This is a genomic window from Levyella massiliensis (assembly GCF_000308275.2).
In the GTDB taxonomy this organism is placed as follows: Bacteria; Bacillota; Clostridia; order Tissierellales; family Peptoniphilaceae; genus Murdochiella; species Murdochiella massiliensis_A.
Genome location: NZ_HG529492.1, coordinates 25,298 through 45,435 on the forward strand (window position 1 = coordinate 25,298; position 20,138 = coordinate 45,435).

The window sequence follows — 20,138 nt, forward strand, 5'->3', positions numbered from 1 at the left end:
ATCAAATACGACCTTATTTTTTCTCTAACAGTTCAGGCGGAATCACGCGCTGTAATTCTTGCCAAGTCCAGTCTTCCGTTTGTGCTTTTTCTTGCGCCGGCGATGGTTGCACCACCGTCTCCGTGGCTTTTTCCGGCACTTTGGTCTGCGCTTTTTCCGGCACTTTTTCCGGCGATGGCGCTGCTGTCGCCGGTGGCGCTACTTTTGCAGGCGCTGCGGAATTCGGCGTAGTGTGCGCCACTTCACCGATGTGTACTTTCCACGGCTTCCCGGTGAATTCTGACAGCGCTTCGGACAGCTCCTTTTCCTTGCCCTTCAGGACGCCTTCCTGCATGGCGTTTTCCGGCGCAAAGGTTACAAACACTTCCGAACGCGACACCTCTATTTTATCAAATCGATCCAAGAAAAACGGCGCCACAATCTTTTTACCGACGACAAATTTACGCCATTCCGATGCATGATCACGATACCATGCAAGCGGGTCGATCGCAGAAGCGCTGCCCGACGACGGCGTCGCGGGAGCGGGCGCTGGCTGCGGTGTCGAAGCTGACTGCGGTGCGGGAGTTGGAGTCGGCTGCGGCTTTGGTGCTGCGGTTGGCGCGTGCTCCGACTGTGGTGCGGGAGCTGACTGCGGCGCGGGAGCGGGAGTCGCTATGACTGCCGGCGGTCCCGCGGCAAGCCACTTTTTGTCAACCGCTTCTTGCACTGCTTTTTCCGGCGATTGCCATCGCTCCACCATCTGCAGTTTGGCTTCCACCGCCGCCAGTCGACTTTCCAGTCGCTTCGGCGAGGTGTAATCCACCAAACGAGCCACCGTGGCTAAGAAGAGCGTCTCCGCCGCGTCCGATTTGCGCAACAAGACATCCGTTTCGACCAATACATCGATGGAATCCAAAAGCCGCGATAGCGCAACGTTGGCCACCATCGCTTCCATCGCTTCACGCTCGGCTTTCGCCATCGGTAATGCCAGCGATGCGCCACCGCCTTTGACGAGCAGCAATTGCTGAAAATACTGCATCCATTCGCTGATGAGCGTACCTGCTTCCTTACCTTCCTCAAGCAAATGATGCGCATAGGCCATCGCCGCAGTCAAGCGATCCGCAAGCACATCGCGTGTGAGTTCCTCGAGGGAAACCCAGCCCGCCGTACCCAGCACGCGATCCACCACCTCTTCCGTGATCGTCGTCTCGCCCATCGCCATGACCTGATCCAGCAAGGAAAGAGCATCGCGCAGCGCACCATTGGCCGCCAATGCCAAGGCTTGCAAGGCTTCCGGTGTAATCCTAAGCTGTTGCTCCTCGGCCACCATCGCCAAGCGCTTCGCAATCACTTCCGGCTCAATGCGTTTAAACTCATACCGCTGTACACGTGACAAAATCGTCGCCGGAATCCGCTCCGGCTCCGTCGTTGCCAAAATAAAAATTAGATGCGACGGCGGCTCTTCCATAATTTTTAAAAGCGCATTAAACGCTTCTTTCGTAATCATGTGCGCTTCATCGATGATGTACACCTTGTAACGCACTTGCGCCGGCGGATAAATCACGGTCTCGCGCAATTCACGAATATCATCGATGCCACGATTGGATGCGGCATCCATCTCCACGACATCCATCGTCGTCTCGTCCAAAATCGCCCGGCAATGCGCACAAGCATTGCAAGGATTGCCGTCATGCGAATCCAGACAGTTCACCGCCCGTGCGAAAATCTTCGCACACGACGTTTTCCCCGTGCCCCGCGTCCCCGCGAACAAGTACGCATGCCCGATCTGTCCCGTCATGATCTGATTTTTCAGCGCCGTCACAATGGCATCCTGCCCGACCACCTCATCAAAGGTCTGTGGCCGATAGGCGCGATATAGAGCTTTTTGCATGGCAACCTCCCGTCTTATTTTACCATAGCGATGAACGAGGTGGGGTGCGAAGGGTGGGGTGCGGTTCTGTGGCGTGCAGGGGATGAGCGTTGTGCGGTGCCGTGGTTCGCGGGTCCGGCGGTACGGACGGTGCGCGGATGGGGACGCCGGCGGCGCGCGGGGCGCGGGTGTGCAGGGCCTGCGGCGCGCGGAGGTGCGGTGTGCTGCGGGGCGTGGGCTGGCGGCGCGCGGAGGATGCCCGTCTGCCGCGGGCGGCTTTAGATATCAGACGGAGGGCGGCCCGACGGGCCGCCTTCCTAATTTATAAACTGCCGCCGAAGGCGGCTTCCTTATATAAAGATTCCTGCCAACGGGCCGGCACCTTTTCGACCGTGCCTTTGGCTCTTTTTTTGTAAAAGGCACGGTCGCTCACGACCCTCGCCCCCACTTTTCGACCGTGCCTTTGGCTCTTTTCTGTAAAAGGCACGGTCGCGCAACCCGTCTGGGCGCACTTTCCGACCGTGCCTTTGCCGTTTTTTTGCGAAAGGCACGGTCGCGCACGCCCTCTGCCTCACAATTTTGACCGTGCCTTTGCCACTTTTTTGTAAAAGGCACGGTCGCTCACGACCCTCACCCCCACTTTCTGACCGTGCCTTTGCCCGTTTTTTGCGAAAGGCACGGCCGCTCAACCCACCTAAGCGCACTTTCTGACCGTGCCTTTGCCGCTTTTTTGCAAAAGGCACGGTCGCTCAACCCACCTAGCCGCACTTTCTGACCGTGCCTTTGCCACTTTTTTGTAAAAGGCACGGTCGCGCACGACCCTCATGCCCATCGCATTCTTCTCAATATCGATAGGCAGTGCTTAAATAGCGCTGTAGGTAGGCATCGACAAGTTCAAAGCTCAAGGGAAAGGTGCCGGATTCAAAAGTGACAATTAAATTTTGTCCGAGGACCAAGCCGTTTTTTTGATAATAGGTTAGCTTTTTGAGAGTCGCATCGCTATAGGTGGGGTCATCCATCATGCCGCAATGTTCCCAATAGATTTCCATGTCGTTGGTGGCATCATAAAAAGTAAAGTCAGGATAGAAGGTCTGATTGTCTAGGTGTAGCGGGCACTCGTATTTGTAAGCAATGTGGTGGTCGTGAAAAATATCTGCTAGGATTTTCTCGCTTTTGGAGCGCACCCTTTCGCCGTGCTTTGTGGGAAATATCTTGTTTTCTGCGTGGTAATCCAGGGGCTCAGGGGTGAGCTGGAGCCACTGGTCCAGCTTTTGATTTTGCGTCGGTGCTAAGGGGGTTGCCAATAGTTTTCGCGACGGCTTTAAGTTTTCATAAATAGCATCAATGCTTTGATCGCTGGTGCCATGTAAGAATCTTTTTATCTTCGTCATGCGAAAGGTCAAGAGTTTCAACATTTTCTTGTTGTAGGATTGCTGCGCTAATTGTTTAATCCGATCGATATTGGATTGGTCTAAATAAATTCTGCTTTCTCGGGCCTTACCTGCCTCGGCACCACGATGATAATACTGTGGTCTTCCATGGCGATCGTCAATTTCCAAATAGCCTTGCATCGTCTGTGTGTCGTTAAGAACGTTGATGCATCGTTCGTATTTTTGGGCCACCTCCTGCAGCGTGTGTACCAATTGCTCCCATTCGTCAAACATCGCCAGTCCCTCCCTCTCATGGCATCGCTAATGCAACGCTTCAACATCTGGCTCCATTATTTCAAATTTAATGTCTCATGGCGTCCCAATATGCGGGGCTTTTCGGGAGGAAAGGTGTCTTACAGTTCCCGCCAAGCGCGCGGGCGATACCACTGGGCGGCGCGGGCTTCGTCGATCTGGCGGAGCATGTCGGCGCGATCGCGGTTGAAGGTGCCGGCAACGGGAACGGGGTTTGAGGCGTGATTGGAACGGAAGACGGTGCCATCGCTATCTACCTGTTCGATAAAATGCTGCATTTCGTTGAGGATTTCTTCGTCGGAGAGAAGGTTGAAGCGGCCGGCTTTGACGTCGTCATAGAGGGGCGCGCCGGGGCTGAGATGCAAGCTCAAAAAGGAAACGTAGGCGGGCTTGGAGCGCGTGATCGCACGAGCGCTCTCGCGAATGTGAAGGTCGCTGTCGGCTTGTTCGCCGAGGCCGAAAATCAGCGTGACGGACGAGGCGAGGCCGTTGCGTTTGGCTTTGAGCACAGCCGCCACGTATTCGTCCTGCGTTTGGTGCTTATCGATGCGACGCAGAATCTCATCGGAGCCGCTTTCGAGGCCGATATAGAGTAGTGAAAGACCGGCCGCGCGCAGGGCTTGCAGGTCGGCATCGCTCTTACGCAAAATATCATCGACGGTGGCATAGGCGCTGAGGCGCTCTAGGACAGGAAAGTTCTGATGGGCGCGTTCCATGATTTCCAACAGGCGATCCGTCGGCATGACCAGAGCATCGCCATCGGCAAGGAAGACACGACGCACCCCCGGATAGGCGGCGCCTACGGCATCGATGTCAGCCAAAATGTCGGCCTGGGGACGCATGAAAAAATTCTTCTCTTTATACATCGAGCAAAAACGGCACGTATTGTGGGCACAGCCCACGGTGCATTGCAAAATAAACGATGAGGCCTCGGAAGGCGGTCGATACACATCTCCGATATATTGCATGAAATTCTCCTTTCTGGCGATGCTTTTTCAGTCTTTCGTAGAGCGTTGCAGCAACAGCTGATGCATAGTGAACATAATACCCAACAAAAGCAGGGCATAAAAGGGCAAAAGCGCTACGGAATAGCAACGTGCGAGAACGCCGAATAAGGGGGGCAAAAAGCAGGAGCCGACGTAGGCGCTGGCCATCTGCACGCCGATCATTGCTTGCGAGCGGGCGGCGCCAAAGCGGGCGGGCGTGGAATGGATGATGCCGGGATAGATGGGCGCGCAGCCGAGTCCCAGCAGTAAGAAGCCGAATTGGGTCAGCAGAAGCAAGAAAGGCGAAGAGCCGCCGCTGCAGGTGCCGCAAAGCATCGCTACAAAAAGGCAGAATAGGCCCATGGCCACAATGCCCTGGCCCAAACGAATCATGCGGTCGTCATCCCATTTTTGAGCCAAAAAGCCGGAAAGCGCGCGGCCGCCGGTGATGCCGACGTAAAACAGCGCCGCGCGGCCGGCAGCGGTTTTGGCGTCCATGCCGGCAAAAAGGGACAAATAGCTCGAGGCCCAGAGGCCGATGGTGGCTTCAAGGGCGCTGTAGCAGAAAAAGCAGAGGAAGATTTCTTTGGCGCCGGGCAGTGCGAAAATTTGTTTTAGCGATAGTGGGGCCGGCGTGACGGTGGAGGGGGCGTGCTCGGTGGCCGAGGTGGCTGCGGTTATGGCGCGCTCGGTGGCCAAGGCGGCGTCTGCGGTTGCGACGTGCTCGGCTGACGCAGCCGCCGTCTCCTCCATTGCTGCCTTTTTCCATAAGGGCAAACGGAAAAACAAGATTGCCGTGAGGGCAAATTGCACTCCCGCAACCAAGCGATAGCCGGCGGGCCAGCCCAGTCCGTGCGTAAGGCACATTCCCATCAGCATGGGACCTAGTGCCGCGCCGATACCCCACATGCAATGCAGCCAGTTCATGTGCTGACTTTTATAATGCAATGCCACATAATTGTTGAGCGCCGCGTCCACGCTGCCCGCACCGAGACCGTAGGGAAGTGCCCACAGGCAGAGTGCTAAAAATGACCGCGAGAAGGAAAAACCCAAAAGTGCAACCGCCGTGAGTAAGACGCTACTGAACGTGATGCGCCCGGTGCCGTAGCGACGATTGAGGCGGTCGCTTTGCAGGCTGGAGAATATGGTGCCGCCGGAGATGATCATGGAGATGATGCCGGCATAGGACAGTGGTACGTCAAGCGACAAATAAAGCGTCGGCCAGGCGGCGCCAAGCAGGGCGTCCGGCAAGCCAAGGCTGATAAAGGACAAATAGATGATGGGCAGCAGCAAGGATAGCATGAAAACCTCTCTTTCGAGCGATGCCGGGGTGCGGCGCGGCGGTGCGGGGCGGCGGTGCGGGGCGACGGGGCGGAGCGGCGAGGCTGTGCGGCGGTGCGGCGCGGCGGGGCTGTGCGACGGAGCAGCGATGGCTCGGCCGACAAGGCCGCAAACCGTTTCCTTATTATACCAATCGTCGGCCGTCAGGCCGACTCCTTCTGTTGCTGGCTGGTTGAAACGCCACGATTTGGATGCTGCCGGTTGGTGCGTCTTTTTATGCTTCCCGGAAGCATGCCCCCCCCTCACATACCGTTGGTTTATCGGAATTCACGATTACCCACGGTATACCATAACGGCGCCGACAGCAATATGTACCGTCGGTAATGGCGTTTTTGGCATTACCAACGGTAGGAAATGGCGTAGTAGGCGGCCGGATGTACCGTGGGTAATGCCGTTTTTGCCATTACCAACGGTAGGAAATGGCGTAGTAGGCGGCCGGATGTACCGTGGGTTTTGCCGTTTTTGCCGTTACCAACGGTAGAAAATCGCACATTGGACCGCCGGATGTACCGTGGGTAATGCCGTTTTTGCCATTACCAACGGTAGAAAACTGCGCATCAGGCCCCAACGCCTACCGTGGGTTTTGCCGTTTTTGCCATTACCAACGGTAGAAAATGGCGTAGCAGGCCGCCGGATGTACCGTGGGTTTTGCCGTTTTTGCCATTACCAACGGTAGAAAACCGCGCATCAGGCCCCAACGCCTACCGTAGGTAATGCCGTTTTTGCCGTTACCAACGGTATAGCGCATCGCCGAGGCGGAGCCCATGCGCCGCGCATGCCTCGCCCATTGCCGGCCCACGCCTCGCCCGTGCCTCGCCCATTGCCCGTCCACGCCTCGCGCATCGCCCCCCCCCTTTTATCAGCATAAAGAAGAATACTGTAAATGGACATTGACAAGGGTCTCGGCTTCATCGAAGTCCAAGGGGCATGTGGCGGATTCGAAGGTAACGATCAGGTTTTTGCCCATGATAATACCATGCGTATTGTAGTAGCGGATCTTTTTTAAGGCGTTTTCCAGGTAGGCGGCATCTCCCATCATCCCGAAATGCTCCCAGTACAGCTCGATTTCATGGTAGGCGTCAAAAAAGGTGAAATCCGGATGAAAAACGCGTGATTCAATGTATAAAGGCGCTTCATATTTATAAGCGATGTTCTTGTCGTAAAATAAATCCGCTAAAATTTTTTCGCTTTTAGAGCGCACCATTTCACCATGTTTGGTACGAAACGTGGTGGCGTCCGATGCAAAGTGAAATGGTTCATAAGGTTGTTCCAACCATTGTTGTAATTTTTGTGTTCTCGTCAATGCAATCGGCTTCACTAGGGCCTTTCTCGAGGGTTTCATGCGTTCATAAATGGCATCAATTTCATTGTCACAAAAATCTTGATGGATCGCTTGCCATTGTTTCAATCGCTTGCGCAAAAGGATTTTCACTCTTTTCTCATAGGTTTGCTGTGCCAGGCGATGCGCAAAGTCCAGTTGATTTTTTCCCAGATATCTGCGATGCTCTTGATTCGTCTCTTGATTCCACCAATGATGATAATATTGTGGCGGTTGATAGCGATCATCAATTTCCAAATAGCCATGACTCTTGTGTTGCGATACCTTTAATTTTTGTAACAGCTTCTGGTACTTTTCCAGCCATGCTTTCAATATTTCCTGCATCTCCATCATTTCTGTTTCCATAGGCGACCCCTTCCTCTCGAATAAAAATGGTGCATCGTTATTCCCTCTTCCGTATCTATTATTCCAAAGGTGAAATCTCAGTGCGTTCCATTCTCGAGGCCATATGTCGCATTTCGGCTCATGCTCGTATGATTTTGTCGCAACTAAAGAGCAGCTCGGAGGCCGTCTCCTTTTCAACAACAAAAGAGCGGCCCGAAGGCCGCTCTCCGCTTGTATCTATAAAAGCCGGTCCGAACGGATCGGCTTCGATTGATGTGCTTTTTACAGACCCGCTTCCTTAGCCACTTTGCGCAGGGCTTCGGCGGAGGCAACGAGTTTCTTCTGTTCCTCTTCACTCAACACGATGGGTACGTGCACTTCAAAGCCCTCTTCACCGACGATGGCCGGCATACTCAGAGCAATGCCATCGATCCCGTATTCGCCGTGCATGATGGAGGATACGGGAAGAATGGATCGTTCATTCATCACGATCGCCCGGCAAATACGCACCACGGACATGGCTATGCCATAATAGGTGGCGTGCTTCTTTTCGATGATTTCATAGGCGCTGTTGCGGACTTCATCCGCAATGCGGTCCATGGATTCTTGGTGGTCGTAGTAGCCGCGCATTTCACAGAAGCGATTGACGGGAATGCCGGAGATGTTCGTACTGCACCAAGCGACGATTTCGCTGTCGCCATGTTCGCCAATGATGAAGGAATGAACGCTGCGGCTGTCAACGGAGAGGTGTTCACCGAGAGCGGTCTTCAGGCGGGCGGTGTCCAGAACGGTGCCGGAGCCGATGACGCGATGTTCGGGCATGCCGGAGAATTTCAGCGCCGCCAAGGTCAAAATATCCACCGGATTGGACACGATGAGAAGGATGCCTTTGTAGGCACGCTTCTTAAATTCGGGAAGAATGCTTTCAAAGATTTTGATATTTTTATGGACAAGCTCCAGTCGTGTTTCACCGGGCTTTTGGGCGGCGCCGGCGGTAACGACAACGATGGCGGCATCCATGATGTCGTCGTAATCGGCGGCATAGACCTTGACTTGGCCGACAAAAGGCACGCCGTGGGAGATATCCAGGGCCTCCCCTTCAGCTTTCTCGTGGTTTACGTCCACGAGTGCAATTTCTGAAAACAGACCGCTTTGCATCAGCGCAAACGCTGACGAAGAACCCACAAAACCGCAACCGATAATCGCTACTTTGCGATTGTCCAATTTTCCACTCATATAACCTCCTTTGCGGCAAGAATCGCCGCTTCCGCCACCGTAGCAAAGATGGCGCTACGGTGTTATAAGTTTTTCACCCACAGGCAGCGCATCGCATTGAGCACAGCAATCACCATGACGCCAACATCGGCAAAGATGGCAAGATACATATTGGCAATGCCCAAGGCGCCGAGACCCAAGCAGGCAAATTTGATGACAAGCGCCAGAGCAATATTTTGATAAACAATACCCAGGCACTTTTTCGCAATACGAATTGCTTTGGAAAGTTTCAACGGATCGTCGTCCATCAAGACAACATCAGCGGCTTCAATAGCTGCATCGGACCCCATGGCGCCCATGGCAATACCAATATCCGCAATGGAGAGCACCGGCGCATCGTTAATGCCATCGCCAACGAAAGCTAATTTCGTCTTGGCCGGCTTTTCACGCAGCAATTCTTCCACCTTCTCCACCTTCCCCGCCGGAAGCAGATCGCTATAAACGGCGTCCACGCCAAGGTCGGCCGCCACTTCTTGGGCCACCTTTTGTGTATCGCCAGTGAGCATCACTGTCTTTTGGATGCCGTCGGCCTTGAGCGCTTGCACAGCCTCTTTCGCATGTGGCTTCACGCGATCGGAAATGACGATGTGCCCGGCATAGTCGCCATCCAGCGCCAGATGAATAATGGTGCCGGTCATATGGCAGGGATGATAGGGCGTGTTTAAACTTTCCATCAGCTTACTGTTACCCGCGGCAACGGAAATTCCATCTACTTTTGCAATGATGCCTTTACCGCTGATTTCTTGAATTTCCGCAACGCGCTGGCGATCCACGGGCTTACCGTAGGCACGCAGAAGGCTTTTGCTGATGGGATGCGAGGAGGCGCTTTCCGCGAGCGCAGCCAGTTCCAAGAGTTTGCTTTTTTCCATGGTATTGTGATGCAGGGCATTGACTTCAAAAACGCCCTGCGTGAGCGTACCGGTTTTATCCATCACGACAATTTTGGTTTTTGAGAGCAATTCCAAATAGTTGGAGCCCTTGACCAAAATGCCTTCCTTGCTGGCGCCGCCGATGCCGGCGAAGAAGCTCAGCGGAATGCTGATGACGAGTGCGCAAGGGCAACTGATGACCAAGAAAGTGAGGGCGCGATAGAGCCAGACCGTCCAAGCCGGTGCCAGCCCCATAAAGAACATCCGTACCAATGGCGGCAACAGAGCCAGTGCCAACGCACTGTAGCATACGGCCGGCGTATAGATTCGCGCAAATTGCGAGATGAAGTCCTCCGACTTGGATTTGCGAGAGCTCGCGTTCTCCACCAGATCCAGGATTTTGGACACGGTGGATTCGCCGAATTCACGCGAGGTGCGAATCTTTAACACGCCGGTCATGCTGATGCAACCGCTGATTACGGCATCGCCCTCCTCTACATCACGCGGCAGACTTTCCCCCGTGAGAGCTGCCGTATTTAAACTCGACTTACCTTCCACAATGGTGCCATCGATGGGAATTTTCTCGCCCGGCTGCACGACGATGATGCTGCCGACAGCCACGTCATCCGGATCTACGGTTTCCAAAACGCCATCCTTCTCCACATGCGCATAGTCTGGACGGATATCCATTAAATTGCTGATATTTTTGCGACTGCGTCCCACGGCGTAGCTTTGGAACCATTCGCCGATCTGATAAAACAGCATGACGGCAATGGCTTCCAAATAGTCGCCATTTTCTACAATCGCCAATGTCATGGCACCAACGGTAGCAACGGCCATCAAAAAATTTTCGTCAAACACGCGCTTATTTTGAATGCCGCGCCACGCTTTGGCCAGAATGTCATGCCCGATAATCCAGTAATCCAAGAAATATAACGCAAAGCGCACGACGCGCCCCGCCGAAGGAAACAGCTGTTGGTCCAAAAAGGTAAAACTCTCCGCCGTCAGTTGCTCCAGAACCAGCAGCAAGGCTGCGCTGATGAAAATGCGCACTACGTTTTTTTTCTGCTTTTTGGTCATGCCGTCTTCCCGTCGCCCCGCTGTAACCAACAAAACGATCGCCGCTAGGAGTACGAAGACCAATAAAGCGCTGATGATGATTTGTGCCATTCGACTATCCTTCCCTATAAAAATACCGCTCCCCGCGGGGAGCGGCTCATTTCCGGTTTCCCACAGCCCATTGCTTCCAAGCGTTTCGTGCCAACCGGGTTCGTATCGTTAGAGCGCAATGTCGCAGTCGGGTTCTACCTTCCGGCAAGCAGAGAGCACGTTTTGCATCACCGACTCCGGCTCGGCATCCGGTGCAAATTTCACGATCATTTTCTGCGTCATGAAATTCACTACAGCATCTTCCACGCCAGCGATTTCCTTCGTTGCGCTTTCCATCAAATTCGCGCAGTTCGCACAATCCACTTCAATGTTGTATGTTTTTTTCATGAGAGCCTCCTTCGTTTTTACGAGCTCATTTTTACAATTAAGCACTTGTTTAATCAATCTACGAAAATTATAATAGGGAGGAAAACACAAGTCAATGTTTCAGTCTCATTCCTGCTAATCGGTCTAAAGGGATGACCAATCGGGCAAACGGGACAGGCTCGCCCCTCCCTTTTCCCCCAAGCCATCGGACCAAACGAGAAAGGAGGTTTTTATGCCTCAAACGCAAAAGGAACTATCGCTACCCTTTGCCCATGACGACGAAGCGCCGGATCTGGCCGTCATCAAGAAGCAACTGGCCATCGTGAGCGATTTTCAAATTGTCGCGGATATCTTCAAGCAATTGGGCGATACCACTCGCATCCGCATTTTCTGGCTTCTATGCCATCATGAAGAGTGCGTACAGGACATTTCTGCCCTCTTAGCCATGTCCAGTCCCGCCATCTCTCATCATCTACGTCCCTTAAAAAACAGCAAACTCGTCGTCAGTCGTCGCGAAGGAAAAGAAGTGTACTATCGCGCCGCCGACAACGAGCAAAGTCAACTCTTGCATAAGATGATCGAAAAGGTCATGGCCATCGCCTGTCCGAAATAAGGCACCGTATACATGGCCGTATACACGAAGGAGTTTTCATGTCCGCCGCAACCACCCCATCCGTCTCCCTCTTTCCGGGAGCCGCTCTTACGTATTTCAACGACGAAGGCCCGTGCCCTGCCCCATGCCTCATAACAGCAGACACGACGCCCACCCTGGCAATCACGCATTGCCATAAGGGCCAACTTTCGGCATCTCACGCAGGAAAAACGCTGCACCTCGGCCCCGGCGATTTTCTCTTACAATCCCTTGCCGCCGGCACCCCGTTGCCATCCTCGGATCCCTCCCTTCCCTGCGAAGGCCTTTCTCTTTTTCTGGATCCGCCGACACTGTTCTCTTCTCTACCGCTCCTTGGAAAAAGCGCCCTTTCCCCCTCGTTTCTCAGCGATAAATTCCTCACTGCTTCTCCTTTTGCCGCTTTTGCCGGCAATCTGCATAGCGATGCCCTTTTCACGCCTTTTTACGCGAGCGAGACACGGCTGCGTCGCCCCTATCAACAACTCAAAGCCTTGGAGTTGCTGCTTTTTCTGGCCCAAAAAGAAACGCACCCCGAAGCCCTCACGGCAACACGCGCCGAGCAAATTCGCATCGTGCGCGAAATTCATGACCTCCTCACGCACAACATGGATGAACGCATCACCATCGATGCACTCGCGCATCGCTATCTGATGAATCCCACCACGCTCAAGGAAACGTTCAAATCCATCTACGGCAGCCCTCTGGCCGCTCACGTCAAAGCGCACCGCATGGAATTGGCCGCGCGCCTTCTCACCGAAAGCACGCTATCCGTTGCCGCCATCGCCCGACGCGTCGGCTACGAAAGCCAAAGTCGCTTCACCTCCGCCTTCAAAGTGCAATATCACCTCTCCCCGAGCGAGTATCGCAAAAAGGGGCAATCCGTCCCGCATGACTGTGAGATGCTGTAAAAGACAAGGACGGCGATAGGCTGGCGTCTTGGTTTTAATCGACCCGATTCCAATTTTTCTCTTGCAGCGCTTGCAATCTCTCTTCATTGCCTTTGCACATGCGACCGTTGAACGGGACTTCATAGCCAACTCTCTTGCCAAGATGCCAAAAGACCAGAAACGCCTTTTTAGATTTCATTTCCACTTGAAAGTCCTCGATTTCATTCCAAGGCAGCAGCACAAAGGATTTGCTTAGCGGATTGCCATTCTCTTTTTCATAAATCCCCTTCGGGCTGAAATAGATAGTGAAATTGCGCGAAGCATCGCTCGAATAAAGCAAGGGGCTCAGTGCCAGCCATTTTGCCAATCCCGTTTTTAAATCATCGTGCTTAATCGTGAACAAATAGTCCTTCGTAGCGCCAAAAGAAGCCTTCACTTCCTCTTCGATTTCATTCGTATCCATAAAAAAGATTCCCATGTTTTCTCCTCACTGAAAAATAAATACTTCTTTGATGTCCTTATCCAGGACTTTGCAAATTTTATAGGCTGTTTCCAGCGTTGGACTGATCACATTGTTCTCATACGCCATGATCGAGCGACGCTTCAAATCCACCGCCTTCGCCAAGCGATGCTGGGATAAGCCTTTCTCTTTTCGAAATTCAGCAATTCTATTTTCGATATGTACCTCCATAACAACTCCCTTCGACGGAAATATTCCTCTGATGCTTTTTATGGTGGTGTGGCGGTGGTTCGGTGATGGTGCGGTGGTGATTTGATGCAGATGTCGCGCTGCTTTGGTGCCGATGTAGTGGCGGTGGTGGTGCGGCGGTGATTTTATGCCGATGTCGCGCTGCTTTGGTGCCGATGTAGTGGCGGCGGTGGTGCGGCGGTGATTTGATGCCGATGTCTCACTGGTTTGGTACGTTTTTTAGTACCATTTTGGTGCTATTTATAGTACCATCGTCTCTTGTCCAAGTCAAATCATTAAGGCAAAAAAATGCGCAGAAAAGGATGTTCTGCGCAAGGCGCCTTGCGCATGATGGTCGCAGCGAGATGCTTAGCCACACAGACGGCGTCGCGGGATGGCTGTATAGCGGGAGCGACGGTGTAGCATGCGGGATTTTGGCGGAGGTAAGGCGGATTTTCGGAGGGGTATGGCGGGGAGCATGGAAGGGGTATGGTGGGTTTTCGGTGCGAGTCACGGCTGGGAGCATGGCGAATTTTCGGCGGGGGCACGGCGGCGAGCATGACGAGTTTTCAGCGGCGATACGGCAGGATTTCGGGGAGTTTTCGGCGCATGACTTAAGAACGAATGGCGGCCGACGGCGGCCTTATAACGCCGCCGAAGGCGGCATTCTGAACTGCCGGCGAAGCCGGCTCCTTATGGGCGCCGAAGGCGCCATTCTAAACTGCGCCGCGCAAGCGGCGCTCCTTATTTATGAACCGCCGGCGGAGCCGGCTCCTTACGGGCGCCGGAGGCGATTGACCGTGCCTTTGGCATTTTTTTTGCAAAAGGCACGGTCGGCCGTGCCCTCTGCACTCCAATTTCGACCGTGCCTTTGGCGTTTTTTTGCAAAAGGCACGGTCGGTTGCGCCCTCCGCGCCGCAATTTTGACCGTGCCTTTGACCATTTTTTGCAAAAGGCACGGTCGACCGCACCCCCTGCCCCGCAATTTTGACCGTGCCTTTGACCATTTTTTGCAAAAGGCACGGTCGACCGCACCCCCTGCCCCGCAATTTTGACCGTGCCTTTGGCGTTTTTTTCCAAAAGGCACGGTCGGCAGCAACCCCTGCTCCACAATTTCGACCGTGCCTCTGGCGTTTTTTTCCAAAAGGCACGGTCGGCAGCAACCCCTGCTCCACAATTTCGACCGTGCCTCTGGCGTTTTTTTCCAAAAGGCACGGTCGGCCGCGACCCCTCCTACGCGATTTCGACCGTGCCTTTGGCGTTTTTTTGCAAAAGGCACGGTCGGCCACAACCCCTGCTCCACAATTTCGACCGTGCCTTTGGCGTTTTTTTGCAAAAGGCACGGTCGGCCACAACCCCTGCTCCACAATTTCGACCGTGCCTTTGGCGTTTTTTTATAAAAGGCACGGTCGGTCGCGCCCTCTGCACTCCAATTTCGACCGTGCCTTTGGCGTTTTTTTGCAAAAGGCACGGTTGGTTGCGCACTCCGCCCCGCGATTTCGACCGTGCCTTTGACCATTTTTTGCAAAAGGCACGGTCGGATATGCCCTCCGCCCTGCGATTTCGACCGTGCTTTTGGCGTTTTTTTGAAAAAGGCACGGTCGGATATGCCCTCCGCCCTGCAATTTCGACCGTGCCTTCGGCGTTTTTTGCAAAAGGCACGGTCGGTAGCGCACTCCGCCCCGCCATTTCGACCGTGCCTTTAACGATTTTTTGCAAAAGGCACGGTCGGCCGCAACCCCTGCTCCGCAATTTCGACCGTGCCTTTGGCATTTTTTTGCAAAAGGCACGGTCGCGCAACCTCTTCGCACAACGCCTCCGCTTGCTCATTCGGTCATTGCTATAATAAGAAGGAGAAGGCATTGCTATAATAAGGTGGCATTGCCACTTCGACTTCTTGGCACTGAAGGCGAGAGTAGCGAGCTGGAAGCGAGAAGCGAGCTGAAGATGAGGGGGCGAGCAAAAGGAGAAGGGTTGGAATGGACTATAGTGCGCATTATGAATCGCCACTGGGTGGCATGACGATGGCAAGCGATGGCGAAAGTCTCATCGGGTTGTGGTTTGATGGGCAGAAATATTTTGCGGAGACGCGGAGAGAAGTGTGGGTGGAATGTGCGCCTGATGGGCTGCCTATTTTCCAAAGAACGGTGCAGTGGCTGGATGTGTATTTTAGCGGGAAGGAGCCGGATTTTACTCCATCGATGAGGATGCGCACGACACCGTTTCGGCGGGCGGTGTGGGAGATATTGCTGTCGATTCCATATGGAGAGACCATGACTTATGGGGAAATTGCGAGACGTCTTGGGCAGAAGAAAAACCGCCTGCGCATGGGGGCGCAGGCGGTGGGTGGTGCGGTTGGACACAATGCTATTTCATTGCTTATTCCGTGTCATCGCGTGGTGGGCGCTGACGGCGGGCTCACCGGCTATGCGGGTGGCATCGATAAGAAAATACAATTGCTGGCGTTGGAAGGAATAGAGCGGGATGACCTTTTTCTGCCGAAAATTGATAGCGATGCAGGCCGTGTCAAGTAGTTATGCGTCCCGGCGATGGTGCTCTATCTGGGGCCAAAGAAAAGCCAAATGATCTGTGGCATGAACACCAGAAAAATCGTAGCGATCGGCTGGGTGGCGGCATAATACGAGGAAACGCGGTCATCTTTTGTCACTTCAAGAAGTGCGCCCAATGCCGGAGCACTGGTCATGGAGCCGGTGGTGGTTCCCAACGCGCCGAATAAGGGCAATTTGAACACATAATAGGCGATCAGATAGCTCAAGACCGAGCTTGCCAAGGTGATCATCACCCCTGCAAAGAAGAGTGTGATGCCATATTGACTGATCACTTCGACAAAACCTGCGCCTGCATTCGTGCCGGCGCGCATGAGGAAAAAGGCTAGGCCCAAATCGCGGATCATTTGCATGTTACCTTTAGCGTAGGTGAAATTGACCGGTCCAATATGACCGAAATGGCCCAGCACAATGCCCATGATGATGGAGCCACCACCGGCGCCGAGAGAAACCACTACCTTATCGCCCACCGGCAATTTGAGGCTGCCCAGTAAGCTGCCTAATGCAATGGCTACTGCAACGCCAAAGAGGCCATGCGGCTCGAAGTCCAGGAATTTTTTCTTGAGATTCTCGACCGCATTTTTTGATTCCGGGACGGTCAATTTATTGTTTTCTTCGTCGCGATCCACGCCCATCACTTTCGGTAAGATCTGCACCAAAAGCACTACGCCCAAAACGCCAAACGCATAGGCAATGCCGTAGCCGACGCCCGGTAGCGATGATGGCGTTAGCGACGTCACCGTGCCAAGCATGGCCGTAGACGTCAAGGCGCCTGCGCCCAAGCCCATGGAGAGTTCCAAAGGAATGTTAAAGAGTTTTACCGCCAAAACAATCGAGGCACCGCCAATAATACATGTGATAATCGCTATGGCTAAAAACTTGATGCCATTCTTTTTAATATTATTCACAAACGTCGGGCCGGCCATCAAGCCAATCGGTGCCAAGAACAGCACCAAGCCGACATTATCGAGTATGGGAGGCACTTTCGTGCCGAAGTGTCCAAAAACAAGTGAAGTAATCAAGATCGCAGAAGCGCCGAACTTGACGCCAAAGATATTCAAATGTCCCAGGAAATAGCCGATCGCCATAATGAGAAACATAGCCATTAATAGATTCATAAACCCTCCTAACAATTTCGCCTTGTGTTGGATCGCTCAATCGCACACAGACATACGGTCTATGAAAGAGAAAGCTTCCTCGCATTTCCAATGTTTTTTCAGTCTAGCAAACGGAAAAATCACTGTCAAGAACGGACCCTGCCTCAGCCATCGCTACATAATGGGCACGGATCGCATCGACGCGATGGCGACTTTTGAAAACGTGGTTGCCGAGTTGGCGCAAAGGCATCACGCCCATGAGGGCGTTCGTGAGAAAAGCTTCATCGAAGGTAGCCAGGTCGGCCACGGGGATGTCCGCCTCTTCGACGGAAAGAGCCCGTTCTGACGTGGGCAGCGTCTCCAGCAACAGTTGACGCACGGTGCCGTTCAAAAGGCCGTTTTCCAAGCGAGGCGTAAGCAGATGGTCGCCCTTGAGGAAGAAGAGATTGGCGCGGGTTTCCTCGCAAAAATTGTGCGAAGCATTTTGAAATATCGCTCCATCAAATCCCTGGCGCTTTGCGGCATGAAGCTCCTGTATATTTTCGCCATATTGCAGGGTTTTGTGATACACGAAAGGCGATGTGGGATTGCGCAAAACCTCAGACAGACAGCAGGAAAAGCCGCGCGCAAAATCGGCATCGCCATAGGGATTTTGGCGATGGGTGAAGAGCACATTTTTTTCGGACACCGTAATCTTCAAAACGCCGTGCCGTCGCACTATCGCCGGCAGCAATTTGAGATAGGTGCGAACGGCCGCCGGTTCCACAGTTTGATCCAAGCCTAAAAAGTCCAGTCCTTTTTGCAGGCGTGCCAGATGACGATCCAAGAAGAGCGGACGCCCCTCTTCCACAGCAATCGTCTCAAAAACGCCGAGGCCGAAGAAATAGCCTGCATCCGGCACAATGGTTTCAGTGTCGCAACGATACTCAGACACCGCTTTCTCCTTCCGGCGCAGCTAAGGCAGAAAAAGTATCCACCAATGCCTTGGCTTTTTGTACGGTTTCCTCAAATTCTTCTGCCGGATCGGATTCGCAGGTAATGCCGCCGCCGACGCCGATTTCGTAGCGATCCTCCTGGTGCAGCAACGTACGAATGATAATGTTCAAATTCATTTGGCCGTCTGGCGTCAGATAGCCGAGAGAGCCGGTGTAAATATGACGTGGCGAATTTTCCAATTCATCGATGATTTCCATCGTTCGTTTTTTCGGCGTGCCGGTGATCGAACCGCCCGGGAAGGTGGCTTGGATAAGATCCAACAAGTTCTTCTGCGGAGCTAACTTGCCCGTCACGGTATTGACCATGTGATAGACCGTTTCGTGCTCCTCCAGCGTGTACATCTGGGGCACTTTCACCGTTCCCGGCACGCAAACTTTATTGAGATCATTGCGCTCCAGATCTGTCACCATCAGAAGCTCCGAACGCTCCTTCGGCGAATGCAACAGATCCTCGATCATCGCTTGATTCACGGCCGCATCCTGCGTTTTCTTGCGCGTCCCTTTGATGGGCTTGGTGCGTACATTGCCATCTTGCACATATAAAAATTGTTCCGGCGAACTGGATAAAATTTGATACGCGCCATAGTTCATATATGCAGCAAACGGCGCCGGATTCTTTTCACGCAACACGCGATAATATGGAAACGGCGGGACATTGCTCTGTATTTCCAGGCGACGGGTCATGTTGGCGATATACGTATGGCCTTGCACAATATAGGCAATCAGCTTTTGAATCGCCGCCATGTACCCCTCTGCATCGTAGTCGCTGGTGGTAGAATAGCCGTACTGTTTTGTCGCTCCGGCTGAGGTTGGCGGGGCGGCTTGCAGGGCGCTTTGCGGCGATGCGTCATGCGAAGCGTCTTGCGGTGGTGCGGCGGTTAACAAGAACGCAACCAGCTCGTCCATTTTGGCATCGCTCTCATCCTCGCCCTGCAGTACGAGTTGCAAACAATGCGCTTCATGATCTTCCACGAGATACACGTGATAAAAACAGAAAATGGCATCATCGATACTGAAACGGTTCGGATGCCGCGAAGATACGTCCATCAGCTCCTGCCCATAGCCATAGGACAAAAAGCCGATGGCCGGATTGGACAGAAAAAGCTCAGCAGGATAGTCTTTTTTATGTTTTCCCAACAGCCTCTGCAATGCCTCAGAAAAAGTCTCCTTGACAACTTCATCATTTACATACACGCCTTTTCCCTGTTTGCGAACCGTATCCCAAGGCGCAAAGGCAATCACCGAATAGCGTCCCAAGGCATTTTGCTTCGAAGAATCCAAAAATACCGCCCGCTCTTGATCCGCCACTTTGGAAAAAATGTCCACCATCGCCGGATAGCGATGAAATGTTCTAAAGCGCATGCTGTTCCCTCCACTGTTTTGCCAACAAAAGAAAATTCGCTAAAATTTCATGTCCCTCTTCGGTGAGGAGCGCCTCCGGATGAAATTGCACCCCATAGATACCGTCTTTTTCCGAAGAAATCGCCATAACCGTGCCATCCTCTGTCCAAGCATCCAGCCTGAGCCTTGCCGGCAGCGATTCAGCCTTTACGGCTAACGAGTGATAGCGCGTCACCGTAAACGGATTCGGCAAATTGAAAAACAAACCTATCTTTTTATGGAACACCGGCGACAGCTTCCCGTGATACGGCCTATCCCCCTTTTCCACCGTCGCTCCTAGGGCATGCGCAATCACCTGATGCCCCAGGCATACCCCCAGAATGGGAATCCTTCCTGCCAGCTTTTCCATCACCGACAAACACAGCGTCGCATCCTTCGGTCCTTTCGGTCCCGGCGACAGTAGAATCGCATCGTATTTCTCCGCCCACGCCGGATCCGCCTCCTCAAAATCCCCCGCCGAAATGATGTCCACCTCTTCGCCCAACTCCTCGAAATAGGACAACAAATTAAAAACAAAGGAATCATAGTTATCTATCATTAACAGCATTCTCTTCCTCCTCATCTGGTGACGCTGTAAAAGCCCCTTGCTCGGATTGAGTATAAAGCGTCAATGCGTTATGTACAAGATGCAACCGAAGGGGCCATGAGAAAGAATACGAGGTTTTACACGCGGAAACGTCTGGGCGGCGGGATTATGGCGATGGGAGACGACGGCGTGAGGGGTTGGCCGT

17 protein-coding genes are annotated in these 20,138 nt (G+C 53.3%); 3 read left to right on the forward strand and 14 right to left on the reverse strand.

Features of this window, described 5'->3' with window-relative positions:
• Positions 1 to 13: 13 nt before the first annotated feature.
• The 8 genes from dnaX to BN98_RS07210 all read right to left on the reverse strand — a co-directional run bounded on the left by dnaX (position 14) and on the right by BN98_RS07210 (position 11,162).
• Positions 14 to 1,870: a DNA polymerase III subunit gamma/tau gene (dnaX, locus tag BN98_RS08500; RefSeq protein ID WP_019189411.1), complete on the reverse strand. Its 1,857-nt coding sequence runs from the start codon at positions 1,868 to 1,870 to the stop codon at positions 14 to 16.
• 821 nt (positions 1,871 to 2,691) lie between these two features.
• Positions 2,692 to 3,513: a hypothetical protein gene (locus tag BN98_RS07175; protein ID WP_019189408.1), complete on the reverse strand. Its 822-nt coding sequence runs from the start codon at positions 3,511 to 3,513 to the stop codon at positions 2,692 to 2,694.
• Positions 3,514 to 3,632: 119 nt separating this feature from the next.
• Complete coding sequence (locus BN98_RS07180; RefSeq protein ID WP_019189407.1) at positions 3,633 to 4,499, reverse strand: B12-binding domain-containing radical SAM protein; 867 nt, start codon at positions 4,497 to 4,499, stop codon at positions 3,633 to 3,635.
• A 27-nt stretch (positions 4,500 to 4,526) separates the two neighbouring features.
• Positions 4,527 to 5,819 (reverse strand): MFS transporter, encoded by a 1,293-nt coding sequence (locus tag BN98_RS07185; RefSeq protein WP_019189406.1) that lies wholly within the window; start codon positions 5,817 to 5,819, stop codon positions 4,527 to 4,529.
• Between the two features lie 898 nt (positions 5,820 to 6,717).
• Positions 6,718 to 7,542 carry a hypothetical protein gene (locus BN98_RS08050; RefSeq protein WP_019189404.1) on the reverse strand — a complete coding sequence of 275 codons (825 nt, stop codon included), beginning with the start codon at positions 7,540 to 7,542 and terminating at the stop codon, positions 6,718 to 6,720.
• 261 nt (positions 7,543 to 7,803) lie between these two features.
• Positions 7,804 to 8,757: an L-lactate dehydrogenase gene (locus BN98_RS07200; RefSeq protein WP_019189402.1), complete on the reverse strand. Its 954-nt coding sequence runs from the start codon at positions 8,755 to 8,757 to the stop codon at positions 7,804 to 7,806.
• 62 nt (positions 8,758 to 8,819) lie between these two features.
• Complete coding sequence (locus BN98_RS07205) at positions 8,820 to 10,835, reverse strand: heavy metal translocating P-type ATPase (RefSeq protein ID WP_019189401.1); 2,016 nt, start codon at positions 10,833 to 10,835, stop codon at positions 8,820 to 8,822.
• Positions 10,836 to 10,943: 108 nt separating this feature from the next.
• Positions 10,944 to 11,162: a cation transporter gene (locus BN98_RS07210; protein WP_019189400.1), complete on the reverse strand. Its 219-nt coding sequence runs from the start codon at positions 11,160 to 11,162 to the stop codon at positions 10,944 to 10,946.
• Positions 11,163 to 11,373: 211 nt separating this feature from the next.
• On the opposite strand from BN98_RS07210, the gene BN98_RS07215 reads away from it, so the two are divergent.
• The gene (locus BN98_RS07215) at positions 11,374 to 11,754 is read left to right on the forward strand and encodes an ArsR/SmtB family transcription factor (RefSeq protein ID WP_019189399.1); all 381 of its coding nucleotides are present in this window, start codon (positions 11,374 to 11,376) and stop codon (positions 11,752 to 11,754) included.
• A gap of 38 nt (positions 11,755 to 11,792) precedes the next feature.
• Positions 11,793 to 12,680, forward strand: a complete 888-nt coding sequence (locus BN98_RS07220) for a helix-turn-helix transcriptional regulator (RefSeq protein ID WP_019189398.1) — start codon at positions 11,793 to 11,795, stop codon at positions 12,678 to 12,680.
• Positions 12,681 to 12,714: 34 nt separating this feature from the next.
• Here BN98_RS07220 and BN98_RS07225 read toward each other — a convergent pair whose 3' ends face one another.
• Together BN98_RS07225 and BN98_RS07230 are read right to left on the reverse strand one after the other, a co-directional pair.
• Complete coding sequence (locus BN98_RS07225; protein WP_019189397.1) at positions 12,715 to 13,137, reverse strand: hypothetical protein; 423 nt, start codon at positions 13,135 to 13,137, stop codon at positions 12,715 to 12,717.
• Between the two features lie 9 nt (positions 13,138 to 13,146).
• Positions 13,147 to 13,350, reverse strand: coding sequence for a helix-turn-helix transcriptional regulator (locus BN98_RS07230; RefSeq protein ID WP_019189396.1), 204 nt, complete (start codon positions 13,348 to 13,350; stop codon positions 13,147 to 13,149).
• Between the two features lie 1,976 nt (positions 13,351 to 15,326).
• On the opposite strand from BN98_RS07230, the gene BN98_RS07245 reads away from it, so the two are divergent.
• Positions 15,327 to 15,881: a methylated-DNA--[protein]-cysteine S-methyltransferase gene (locus tag BN98_RS07245; protein WP_019189393.1), complete on the forward strand. Its 555-nt coding sequence runs from the start codon at positions 15,327 to 15,329 to the stop codon at positions 15,879 to 15,881.
• A 23-nt stretch (positions 15,882 to 15,904) separates the two neighbouring features.
• Here BN98_RS07245 and BN98_RS07250 read toward each other — a convergent pair whose 3' ends face one another.
• The 4 genes from BN98_RS07250 to BN98_RS07265 form a co-directional block, all read right to left on the reverse strand.
• Positions 15,905 to 17,032 carry an aspartate-alanine antiporter-like transporter gene (locus BN98_RS07250; RefSeq protein ID WP_019189392.1) on the reverse strand — a complete coding sequence of 376 codons (1,128 nt, stop codon included), beginning with the start codon at positions 17,030 to 17,032 and terminating at the stop codon, positions 15,905 to 15,907.
• Positions 17,033 to 17,135: 103 nt separating this feature from the next.
• A complete protein-coding gene (locus BN98_RS07255; protein WP_019189391.1) occupies positions 17,136 to 17,945 on the reverse strand; it encodes an aminotransferase class IV in 810 nt (269 codons plus the stop codon).
• The gene (locus tag BN98_RS07260; RefSeq protein ID WP_019189390.1) at positions 17,938 to 19,368 is read right to left on the reverse strand and encodes an anthranilate synthase component I family protein; all 1,431 of its coding nucleotides are present in this window, start codon (positions 19,366 to 19,368) and stop codon (positions 17,938 to 17,940) included. The genes BN98_RS07255 and BN98_RS07260 overlap by 8 nt, the downstream gene beginning before the upstream one ends.
• The gene (locus BN98_RS07265) at positions 19,358 to 19,954 is read right to left on the reverse strand and encodes an anthranilate synthase component II (protein ID WP_019189389.1); all 597 of its coding nucleotides are present in this window, start codon (positions 19,952 to 19,954) and stop codon (positions 19,358 to 19,360) included. Before BN98_RS07265 ends, BN98_RS07260 begins: the two co-directional genes overlap by 11 nt.
• Positions 19,955 to 20,138: the final 184 nt, after the last annotated feature.